Origin of the sequence: Shewanella marina JCM 15074 (assembly GCF_000614975.1) — a bacterium.
In the GTDB taxonomy this organism is placed as follows: domain Bacteria; phylum Pseudomonadota; class Gammaproteobacteria; order Enterobacterales; family Shewanellaceae; genus Shewanella; species Shewanella marina.
Genome location: NZ_BALM01000005.1, coordinates 153,840 through 167,085, shown reverse-complemented (window position 1 = coordinate 167,085; position 13,246 = coordinate 153,840). Strand labels below are relative to the sequence as shown.

The following is a 13,246-nucleotide window of genomic DNA, read 5'->3' as shown; positions in this document are numbered from 1 at the left end:
AGAGTACTTTTCCAACGCAATAAGTAATTTAAAAGGATTTAAGGTTGGGCAAAGTCTGAGGTCCTTTTATGTTAACTATTGGTGCAATTAAGACGACACTTATTAAAGTATTCGTTTCATCCAGTTTTGTCTTATTCACATCTTTCATCACATCAGATGCACTTGCACGAATACATTTCCATGTCGAACCCAATTATACCTATGTCGCTCCTACACAAATAAATCAACTTGCTGTTGGTGGTCGATTGACCATTGTTAACTCTAATACCAATGTAACCCATAATGATGATACTCAGGATAATATTCATCATCTATTGCGTTGTGGTCCTCAAGGGTTAAGTTTTAGCGGCGGTTACGTCAATATTGGCAGTACCGATTATGTACTAGAACTCTATCTCGATGGTCAGCGTAAATTTCATTGTAATGATAATGATACCCATCCCAATTATTACGGTCCATTTTATGACCGTAACACGACAAAAAATACCAATGTTAGGCTTGATTTAGTAAGGCGCAGCGCCAATGCTAATGAAACAAGCATTACTCTTCCAGATCATATGACATTTTGTTCAGCAAATGCTGAAGATGGTATGAACAGTAGGGATTGTCGTTATTTTTATACAGACAACGATTTTAGATATTATTTTAGAACTACATCAGGCAGTAGAACCATTACCGTTGATGTTGAAAAAGACTATGGTGATGCTGGTGGCACATATAGAACATTAGCTTCTGAAAATGGGGCAAACCATGAACCTAGTACAAATTTATATTTAGGCTTTACCCAAGCTGATGCTGAAGCTGGCACTGCTGATAATACATCTGCTACTGCAGACGATACCTCGGGAACTGATGACGAAGATACACCTGCCATAGCAAATTTCTTTGCTACCTCTAGTTCGCTTTCTTTTGATCATCCTGTTGTAAATACCACAGGAACTAATGCTTATGTATATGCATGGGTAGATTGGGACAATAATGGCCGTTTTGACCGAGATGAATTTGTGAGTGGTGGCACAGCAACAGGTAATGCTATCCAAATTAATAACAATGCAACCTCAGTTAACTTATCTTGGTTTGACTTACCCACATTATCAGACAATCAGACATTTATTACGCGTATTCGTATTTCACCAAGTTTACTAACCGATTCTGCCACTGGAACCAATGAAGATCCTAGATCATATGGAAATGCGGGAATTGGTGAAGTTGAAGATCATCAAATATCTGTAACCGCAGCAGGTGTGTTGCCTGATATTGTTACTTGTGCAGTTGCAGATCAAGCCTATCCAGGTCGGTTAATTCCAGACCTACCTGGTTATAATGCATATGCAGGTATGAGTATTGTTGGCGATGAACTGTATTCTTCAGCGGCAACAAGTGGTGGTTTGGTTATTACTAAACGTTTTGATGTTCAAATTTTAAGACCGAATCAAGTTTTTAATTATCCTTTAAATATTGAAGCAGAATTTAGATTAAAGAATTTGCTTGATGCCGATGGAGACACTTTATTTTGGTTAACTGACCATATCAACATGAATGGTGTTTTACTCGCTGATAGGTTTAATGCTGTAGCTGGCTGGGTTGGGGCAACTGCTGAATGGAATGGTACTAATCCACTTGCCGCAAATTATAGTCAGTCAGGTTGGACCGCTTTTGCTAATAATGATGGCACAGTTGTCACAACTTATAATCGTTATAAAATGAGAATGACGATTGAAGCCGATAACTCGACAAAATTACAAGTAACGATTTACGACGATAATGGCAATGAATTACAACAGTCACCAGTAGTAGACGGACGGTTAGCAATAAATCCCAATAATGGTATCTGGTTAGCACACACAACACATTTTAATGACCCTTCAACACAATCATATATCTTTGGTGGTGCGAGTATTCTCGTGAGTGATAATAATGGTTGTGATTACGGTGATGCTCCAGATACTGTTGCAGGTTCTAGTACTGACAATTATGAAACTTTAGCGATTAACAGTGGACCTTCGCATACTATCGTAAATGATATGTACTTAGGCACTAATGCTGCAGACCCTGATAGTAATGGTTTCCATGACGGTACAGATAATAATAATAATGCAAGCGATGATGATGTTAAAGGAACAACGCCTGATGATGAAGATGCTATTTCTGCACCAATAAGCATACTGTCAGAAGATTTCAATTTAAACGTTGTCTGTAACGATTATAGTGCAACTAACGGCAATTTAGGTGGCGTGGTATACGGTTGGATCGACGCAAACCGAAATGGTTTATTTGAAACTTCTGAGTCTGCATCTGCACAATGTAACGACACCTCTGCTACGGCAAATGGTAGTGCTAGCTTAAGTTGGTCTGGGCTCGACTTAGTTGGTGGTATTTCATATTTACGTTTACGTATTACGAATAGTAATTTGGTCGATACTTCTACTGTGGATACTAAAGATGACCGTGCATATGGTTCAACTAATCGAGGCGAAATCGAAGATCATCAAATCGCCATTGCGTCAAAGGTATCTGGTTATGTATTCCATGATAATGGTGATAGCTCAGGTATTAAAGGTAATGGTATTAAAGATGGTGGGGAACCTGGCTTAGCAGATGTAGCCGTGACTATTTATAACAGTACCGATAATCAATGTACGGTAATTGATAGTGCAGATGGTTCTACTGATGCTAATGGTGATGGTGTTATCAATAGTTTAGACACTGGTTATTATGAATTTAGTGCTGATCCTGCTAAAAGTTATACGATTTATGAGACAGCGGGAATAGCGACACCTGTTGATTGCTCTACAGGTCCTCCAAGTAGCGGTACATTTGATAAAATAACAGCCACTGTAACCGGTAACCAAATCAAGGATTTAGATGGTTACATGTCAACAACTAGTAATGTTATTGACATTGGTCAAATCACTTCAGATGTTGTAAACCAAAATTTCGCAGATATTTCTCATGCAGGTACATTTCCTACTTGTGATGCTAATGCCTATGTGGCAAAAAATTCACCATCAAGACAGTTTAATAAATTAGATCTAGCAACAGGTGAGCAGACTAACCTGTCTGTACCTAGTATTTTATATACCGCGATGGGTTATAGCGTTAGGCAAAATCTAATTTTCGGTGTGAACTATTTTGAGAATGATTTTGAAGTTGTTGCAGTTGATAGTGCAGGTAATACAGTAGCTAGCTTTAGGCTAACGGATCCCGCATTATTTCAATCTCGCGCTGTTGCAGGTGATGTGACTGATGATGATAAGCTGATTTTTACCTTATGGCGTGATAATCGCCGTCGAGTTTATATTGTAGATGTTGATCCGACCTCTGTGACTTATATGCAAGTGTTACACACATCAGCATTACTTCCTGAATACCTCCATGATTTAGCGATTCATCCTGATGGTACTATTTGGACACTTGTAAGTGGTGCGCCATTTAATCTAGCAAGACTTGATATTAATATGTCTACAGGCGCTACAACTGTCGTCGATTTTGGCACAACGAATTTGAATGTTGATGGTAATGCAAGTTCAGTTATTCAGTCATTGTATTTTGATGATAAAGGCTATTTGTACACGCATTTTCAGAACCCAGATGACGCAGAGACATTTTTATATCGGTTTGATTTGAGTAACTCTAGCTCACCTCATTTGGTCGCGGCACAAGCGGTACAAACAGATTCTGCCAATGGAGCGGATGGAGCCCGTTGCCGCTATGCACCTGTCAATATTGATTTTGGTGATGCGCCCAATAGTTATTTAAGTTCCATTTATCAACAAGGGCCTCGGCATAAAACTGATGCAGGTACACCTTATATCGGTACAAATGGTCCGGATAATGAATCTGAATCAATATTTGATAGCACTGCTACTGGAGATGATACTTCAGGTCTAACACCTGATGATGAAGATGGTTTTATACAACCTTCAATTACCACGATTCTTGCTGAATCAGATATATTTACAGTTGTAGTACCAGTAAATAGTAGTGGTAATGACAACCTTTATGGTTGGATTGATTTCGATGGAGATGGAAGCTTTGATGATACCGATGAAAAAGCTTCTGCAGCAGTAAGTGCGACTGGTAACACAAATCTTAATTTTACGGTTCCAGCAGATATTCAAATTGCCGAATCGATGATTCGATTGCGTGTATGTTCATCTACTGCAAATTGTGACACTCCAATTACCGTCGCTAAAGATGGTGAAGTTGAAGATCATGTTATTGAGTTGAGACCAGTAGGAGATCTAGAATTAGAACTCACCATGGAGCCTTCCGTTAACGTGACTTTAGGCATTCCATTCAATATTGTGGTTGCTGTTACTAACAATGGCACGACTATCGCTGCTAATACTCAATTGAATTTACCTATCCCGACTGGCTATAGTTTTGTTAAAGCTTATGCAGGTGATGGTACTACCGAAATCGATACTTACGACAGTGCTACTGGCGTCCTTGATTTAGGCAATGTTGGACTTGGATTCTCTGACTACGCCATTATTCGTTTAGCGCCGCAAGTATTAACTGCAGGTGCAATATCTGCTGAAATTTCAGCGACAGATATTTCTGATACTGATTCGACTCCTAATAATGGTTTTGATAATGGTGAAGATGACACCGATACTGTTACACCGGTAATTTCAAACACAATATCACCTGGTATATGTGAAGCACCAAGTGCATACACTCGCGGTGATGCTTTTGTTTCAACTAACAATGAATATATTGTGACACCTAATCAGCCTCAGCAAGCCGGATATTTGTGGAGTTATGACTTTATTGATCTTAATAAACCAATGTATGCAGAGTTAGCAGTTTATTTAGGAGATAGAGACTGTAACGTGAACTGCGCAGGTTTTGGTCGTGAATCAGGTGCTGATGGTATGACCTTTGTGTTAAGCGCTGATCCTGATGGTATTAACGCTGGGGAAGGTAATGGTGGTGGCTTAGGTGTGTTTGGGGTTAATCCTTCAATTGTGGTTGAGTTTGATACCTTTGATAATTCATATTCAGGAGTTAGCGTCGACTTGATTGATGGTCAAAATTATATTGATCATACTGGAATTTATCGTAATGGTAATGTCACTAATCCGCCAGCTGGTGGCACCATTATGCCCGCAGTGGCTGCTTTAAATGGTGAGTTAGAAGATGGCCGTTACCATATCGCTCAATTTGAATGGGATCCTGCGACCAACTTATTCAAATATTATTTAGATGGTATTTTGATAGGAGAGGTAACACGTGATATTAGGGCAGACTTAGGAACCAGTGTTGTGCGTTTTGGTTTTACAGGTAGTACAGGACCTGCTTATAACCTACAAAAAGCTTGTTTCACAGATGCCCCTAATGTTCTTGGTAGTGACTTTGGTGATGCGCCTGATACTAGTGCAAATACGGCGACTGGTGATTATCAAACGACATTATTAAATAATGGTGCGCTGCATGTGCAAGCAGATAGTGATGATAATGGTTTAATTGATTTACGCCTTGGTAGTTCATGGGATGCAGATTCTGGCGATTTACAAAATGGACTGGCAAGTGCGGATGATGAATTCAATCTTGATGATGAAGATGGTGTCACTTTACCGCCAGCACTATCCACGACCAGTAATTTCGATATGGTTGTACAGGTAAGTGAAGATACCAATCGGACATCGTCTGGTATGCATATTTACGCATGGGCTGACTGGAACAATAATGGTGAATGGGAAGCATCAGAACGTTTTGTCAGTGAAACGAATGCCAGTAATGGCACTAATAGCTTTACCGATATAGCAATTCCAGCAAATGCGGTTGTGGGTCAAATATATGTTCGAGTACGTTTGTGTAGTAACACTGATTGTAGTACGCCATTAGGTGTGGCAATGGATGGTGAGGTTGAAGATTATCGTGTCTTACTTTCAGATCTATCACCTAATAACCAGTGTAATATGATTTTACAAACTCGCTTACCTGTTGGCGGTACAAGTTATAGTTATAATAAAGCGAACGTTACCGTTGAACCGTTAACATTCACAGATATTGTTAACCCCATCTATATTGAAGATGAAACCGATTTTGCCAATATCAACTCTTTAGGTTTCGACCGAAATAGTGGCCTAGTTTACGGCACATACACTGATCTTAATTCGACTAATAAGCAGCAACATCTGTTTGTCACTGACAAAGAGGGCACTAGTTTTATTGATTTAGGGTTAATTCGTTCTAAAAATACTCAGTCTATGCGTCGGATGGATAACGGTGCAACATTTAGTTTCCAAAAGGGGGATGCGTTACGCCATAACGGTTATGACTCAACAACCCGCGTCTTAGGTCCGCAACCATGGGGGATGTGACAGACGATGGCACAACCTATATTGTTTGGCGGACTAATTGGGACTCTATGTTAAGAATTGATTTAGCGACACAAGAGTTCACCGTTGTACCCGTTGATGTAGCAGAAATGGGAGCATCGGTTGGCGGCGGCAGTAGTATTCAAGTCAGTCCAGATTTTGCAATAAGCGCACAAAATGGCTTAGCTTATACTGTCGATTACATCAACGACAATCTTTATGCCATTGATACTGCTACTGGAACAGTAACGCAATCAGATTTAATTTATTTAGGTGCGAAGCCGACCCCTGATGCAAATGGCAAGTTACAAGCCGGTGGTATGATTATTGATGATGCTATTAGTCTATATACCATTACGAATGGCGGTAACCATGATAGTGATCATAATGGAACTCTTGATGTTGTAGGGCGCTCGGTAGTTTATCGCGTTAATGTTGCTACTTCAGAGGTTGAGTATCTAGTTGCTACTAATGAGACAAGTTTACAAGGTAATGATGCTGCAGGTTGTTTCGAGGCGGTTGATTATGGTGATGCACTTTCAACATACGGCACTGTAAGTCATGCGTATTTAGATGTCGCATTAGACGGTAAGGCAGATTTAACTTTAGGAGATAGTTGGGATCCTGAATTTAATTCGTGGTTTAGTCTTGATGCTAAAGGTGATGATAGTCATGGTCGTGATGATGAAACTTTAAATCTGCCGACAACCATTATTGTTGATAACAGCACGAACTTACCTATTGAAGTGACTGGAAGTGGCTTTATTAATATTTGGGCTGATTTAAATAATGATGGCGACTTTGCTGATAGCAATGAACATATTGTAAGTGATCAAGCTGTCTCTAATGGTAATAATGATATTAGTGTTAATCTCAACTCTAGCGCGGCTCAAGGATTTAGCGGTGATACGGTTATGCGCATCAGACTATGTTCTGCATTAAGTAGTTGTAACACTCCGAGTGGGTCTGCTGCAGATGGTGAAGTAGAAGATCACTTATTTGAACTCATCAATCATATCTTATTGAGTGGTATTGTTTTTGATGATAACGGTCTTGGTAATGCAACCCTTGCTCATAACGGTATTCAAGATGGTAATGAGATTGGCATTGGCGATGTGATGTTAACGCTGACGTTAAATGATGTTGCCGTTAATGGCTTTAATACTGGGGATATTATTAAATCAGTCACTACTGCTGGTAATGGTGCTTATCAGTTTAATCTTGATATCGATTTTTCAGATAAAAATATCATATTATCGACGGTTGAACAGGCGACTTGGATTGATATAAGTGAAGCAAATGTAACGTCTATACCGCAGGTGACAAGTGCTAGTGTTACTGATGGGACTATGTCGGTAACGGCGAGTGCTGGTAATAATTTGACGGGACTTAATTTTGGTAAAGTGGCTTCACCTACATTTGATACTGATAATTTTACCGAAATAGAACCAGGTACATTTGTATTATTTAGGCATAAATTCACGGCACTTACATCTGGTGTTGTTGTATTTAACATCGATTTAAATAATGGGTTACCTAACAATTGGACAGTTAATTTATTTGAAGATATCAATTGTAATGGTCAAATTGATGGCATGGATGCACCACTAACGCCTATTAATGTCGATATAAACACTCGCAGTGAAGTTTGTTTAACCGCTAAGGTGGTTGTTCCTGCCGATGCCAAAATAAATCAAACATTAAGTTATGATATTGTTGCTGATATGACTTTTGCTGATGATGCAAATACAAATCACGGTATTACAAGAACACCTACAAATACTGATAGTACAAGGGCTACCTATGATGGTGCGGGTACGTTGGCATTGAACAAAACAGTCAGGAATATCACCCAAGGTGGGGGAGTTACAACGACTAATTTTGCTAAACCTGGTGATATACTTGAATATGTTATCTCATTTACAAATAGTGGCTCAGGCGATATCAGTAATGTTGTTTTATTTGATACTATTCCGCCGTTCACTAAGTTAAATACGGCTGTTACATGCGGTAGTGCCATACCTACAAATAATAGTTGTACAGTTGAATCTCCTAGCACAAATAATTCTGCTGGTTATCAAGGGGATATTCGTTGGAAACTTAATTCAACATTAGCAGCAGGTGAATCCGGTACAGTTAGTTACCAAGTTAAAGTCGATTAATTTCTAGGTTTTGATCTTAATGCCGATATCTTCACTGATATCGGCATTTTTTTAGAATATGAAAAGCAGTAATCGTGTTTACGTTTGGTCAATTGGAAACAAATAGCAAACCATATGACAATATAAAGTAGCATATGTTGTAAAAATATAGCGTTTAATGGTATATAATGTAGCAATATAGGTTGCGTATTGGAACAATCGTTGCAATTTGCAAATATTACTTAAACGCTGTTTTCTTTAATTTATCACATTTTGTTATGGTATTTAGGTCGATTATCAATGGATTGATGTGTATGAAACAGGGTGATGTGGTGACTCGATAAGAAACGCAGAGTTAAATGAGGTTGTATGACTTTGCTAAAATTCGCTGGACGTTGTATACAAAATTCATTGTTAATTTTAAAGAATTTAGTTTCATATCTATTTACGTATTTTGCAATGAGTACGATGGTACTTTTCAGTTTGACTATAAGTGCCAATTCTTATGCTCGTACCTATTTAAATGTTGAGCCTAATCAAACTTGGACAGCTCCTACAAATATCAATCAACTCAGTGTCGGTGGACGTCTTACGTTAATCAACGCTACTACTAATGTCGCATACCGAGATGATACTCAAGATAATATCCACCATAGTTTTCGTTGTGGTACAGAAGGTTTATCATTCAGTAACAATTATATCAATATAGGCAGTACCGATTACCGCTTAGAATTGTATATTGATGGTCAACGTAAAAATCATTGTAATACTGGTTCTACTCACCCTAATTTTTTCGGTCCTTTTTACGATGTAAATACAAATAAAAATGTCAATATCCAATTAGTTTTAGTTCGTATAAGTGCTAATGCGAATGAGACGACCATTAATTTACCTGACCATATGTCTTTTTGTATGTCAAATGCAGAGGACGGTGCGCAAAGTCAAAACTGTGGTTATACCTCCGAGAATGATTTTCGATATTACTTTAGAACGACTGCTGGCAGTCGTTCTATTGGCATATCTGTCAATAAAGATTACGGCGATGCTGGTGGCAATTATCGTACATTAGTTTCTGAAAATGGTCCTAGTCACGAACCAAGTAACAATTTATTCATTGGTGAGACTGTAGCAGATACTGAATCAGGCTTAGTTGCGAATACTACAGCAACGAGTGATGACAATACTTCTACGGATGATGAAGATACCCCATCAATAGTCAATTTTTATGCAAACTCAACATCTTTATCAAGCAATCAATCAGTAAAAAATAGTACCGGAAGTACGGCATATATATACTCATGGGTAGACTGGGATAATAACGGTACATTTGATCGAGATGAGTTTGTTGATAGTGGTTTAGCAACCGGGGGAGCCATCCAAGTCAATAATAATGCGACTCAGGTCAATTTATCATGGTACAACTTGCCGAGTTTAAGTGATAACCAACAATTTATGATGCGTACTCGCATAACCCCTAACTTATTAACTGATTCAGCAGTGGGAGCAATCGAAGATCCACGTTCATATGGTGATGCAGGAATAGGTGAGGTCGAAGATCATATTATTAGTGTCACTGCTGCAGGTGAATTACCCGATATTGTGACCTGTTCAGTGGCAAGCCAAGCTATCAATGGTAGAGAAATCGCAGAGTTACCGATATACAATGAATACGCAGGGGTAAATGTTGTCGGTGATGAATTACGCTCAGATACTGCTCGTGGCAGTTCTCAGCCATCTAAGCGTTTTGATTTACAGGTTTTAGCACCTAATCAAACATTTAACTACCCCATCGAAGTTGAAGCAGAGTTTAGATTACGTAATTTAAGGCTTCAGGACGGTGACTTCTTATTCTGGTTGACTGATCATCAAAACATGAATGGGGTGCTAATTACTGATTCTAGTAATAGTTTTGCAGGGCAGATGGGGCTTAGTGGTACGTGGAATGGTAACAATGCTCGTATTGCTAACTTTGGCGGAACATTAACCTATTTACGTCAAATGTCAGGTATTTTAGATACGAGTTATAAACGTTATCGTATCAGAATGACTGTTGATGCCAGTAATTCGGTACAGATGCAGTTAACCATTCTTGAAGATAATGGGACTGAAATTCTACAATCGCCAGTAGTTACAGGCTCAAGAACACTTAATCCATCTCAAGGCATATGGCTCGCTCATACTTCACATACTAATGATCCCGCTGCACAGAAATATATTTTTGGTGGCGTGAGTATGGTCGTGAGTGATAACAATGGTTGTGATTACGGTGATGCTCCAGATATTGTTACTGGTTCAAATCAAGATGATTATGAAACATTGGCACTTAATAGTGGGCCATCTCATACTATTGTTGATGATATGTACTTAGGAACTACAGCCCCCGATGCTGATGATGATGGCTTTCATGACGGTACTGATAATAATAACAATGCCACAGATGACGATGTTAAAGGTAGTGTGCCTGATGATGAAGATGCCGTTACTAATCTAACTACAGTGACCAGTTCAACATACAGCCTTGATGTGACTTGTAACGATTATAGTGCGTTAAATGGTAATTTAGGCGGTATCGTTTATGGTTGGATAGATGCTAACCGCAATGGTTTATTTGAAGAAAGTGAAGCTGCTCAAGCACAATGTATCGATAACTCCGCAGCGGCTAATGGTAATGCTTCGTTAAGTTGGAGTAATTTATCAATTCAAGGCGGAACGTCATACCTAAGGCTGCGGATTACAGATACTAATTTGGTTGATCTTTCTACTTCTGATACAAAAGATGATCGCGCTTATGGTTCTGTGAATCATGGTGAAGTAGAAGATCACCAAATTCTGATTGCACCAACAGTTTCTGGTTATGTTTATCATGATGACGGTAGTAATTCAGCTATTCGAGGTAATGGCACTAAGGAGTCAGGTGAGCAAGGGTTAGCTGGTGTAACAGTGACATTATATAATGACACTGATAAACAATGTACTTCAATAGATACCACCGATGGTTCTATTGATGCCAATGGTGATGGTGTTATTAATAGTGATGATATCGGTTTTTATCAATTTATTGTTGAACCCAATAAAACCTATAGCGTTTTCGAAACAGCAAATGCTATCACACCTATTAATTGTGCTACTGGTCCACCAAGTCAAGGGATAATTAACACCTCAACGGGGGCTGTAACTGAAAATGTTATTGCCGATTTAGAATTGTATATATCTACCTCAAGTAATCAATTGCAGTTGGGGCAAGTTAACACTGATATTATTCTACAAAATTTTGGTGATTTGCAATATACCAGTGCTTTTCCAACTTGTGATACCAATGCTTATTTAGCTAAAAATAACCCTTCACAATTATTTTCAGTCAATCTAGTGACGACAGATGAAACGCTAATCGGATCGGCTAATTCTGGCCTGTATAACGCTATAGGTTACAGTGTTCGTCAAAATCTTATATTTGGTGTTGCGGCACCAAGTGGAGATGTCATCGTACTTAATGCAAATGGTGAACTTATCAATAGCTTTGATGTACCTGAGTTGAATGGATTCTCATTTCCTTCAGGTGATGTGACTGATGATGATAAGTTGGTACTCGTCACGAATTCATCTTCGGGTCGAAGAGTTATGATTGTTGATGTTAATCCTGCTTCACCAACTTATATGCAGTATATTGGGCAATCCACTAACACCAATCAAACTCAAGGTGATATCGCAATTCACCCAATTAATGGCAGTGTTTGGGCCATTAATTGGGGCAGTCCCGATCGTTTAATTCAATTTAATATCGATTTTAATTCGGCGGCAACGACAGTGACTGATTTCGGTGACACCAATATAACTACTGGAGATGGACCCGGTGCAGTCTATTTCGATAATTTAGGCTATTTATATGCATCAATTAATAATACTGGTGAGCTGTATCGCTTTGATATCACGAACCCTAGTTCACCTAATCTAAACGGTGTGCTAATTGCGACTGGTAATATTGCTAATGGTAATGATGGTGCACGCTGTCGATATGCGCCTGTACCGCTTGATTTTGCAGATGCACCTAATGATTTTCTTACCTTATTTGCCGATGGTGGTCCTCGCCATCAAACCGATGTGACGGTACCATATTTAGGCACTGAAAAGCCTGATAATGAAAACGATGGTCAACCTACTACAGCCGCAGACGGTGATGATGTTAATGGTTTAACGCCAGATGATGAGGATGGCTTAATTATACCGACGATTACTCAGTTTTATGCCGAAGATGATAAATTAGTCATTCAAGTCAAAGTCGTTTCTAGCGGTAATGATAACCTTCACGGTTGGATTGATTTTGATAATGATAAAAGCTTTAGTGATACCGATGAAAAAGCCACTACCGTTGTCACAGCAAGTGGCGAATTAGCCCTAGAGTTCACTGTTCCAGCGGATATTGTTCAGGGGGAAACTTATATACGTTTACGTACCTGTTCGACAAATACAAATTGTGCTACAGCGAGTGGTCCCGCAAGTGATGGAGAGGTCGAAGACCACGCCTTAGATTTAACGCCATATGGTGATTTACAGTTAGTATTAACACTTGATCCAGTGGCAGATTTAACCGTTGGTGTACCATTTAATATTGTCGTCGGTGTTGAAAACCTAGGTGATGCGATTGCGTATAATACTAAAGTGACGCTGCCGATCCCCGCAGGCTATAGTTATGTCAGAGCTTATGAAGCGATGGTGTTACGCCAACAGATACCTATAATCCTACAACAGGTGAACTTGATTTAGGTGCGGTAGGTCTTG

At 39.1% G+C, this 13,246-nt stretch carries 3 protein-coding genes; all 3 read left to right on the top strand.

Annotated elements, in window-relative coordinates; translation table 11 throughout:
- Positions 1 to 68: 68 nt before the first annotated feature.
- The 3 genes from JCM15074_RS23480 (at position 69) to JCM15074_RS06165 (ending at position 13,231) form a co-directional block, all read left to right on the top strand.
- Positions 69 to 6,332, top strand: coding sequence for a GEVED domain-containing protein (locus JCM15074_RS23480; protein WP_051536843.1), 6,264 nt, complete (start codon positions 69 to 71; stop codon positions 6,330 to 6,332).
- The gene (locus tag JCM15074_RS23475) at positions 6,320 to 8,491 is read left to right on the top strand and encodes a GEVED domain-containing protein (protein WP_051536842.1); all 2,172 of its coding nucleotides are present in this window, start codon (positions 6,320 to 6,322) and stop codon (positions 8,489 to 8,491) included. Before JCM15074_RS23480 ends, JCM15074_RS23475 begins: the two co-directional genes overlap by 13 nt.
- A gap of 447 nt (positions 8,492 to 8,938) precedes the next feature.
- A complete protein-coding gene (locus JCM15074_RS06165; RefSeq protein ID WP_025820432.1) occupies positions 8,939 to 13,231 on the top strand; it encodes a GEVED domain-containing protein in 4,293 nt (1,430 codons plus the stop codon).
- The last annotated feature ends 15 nt before the right edge of the window (positions 13,232 to 13,246 follow it).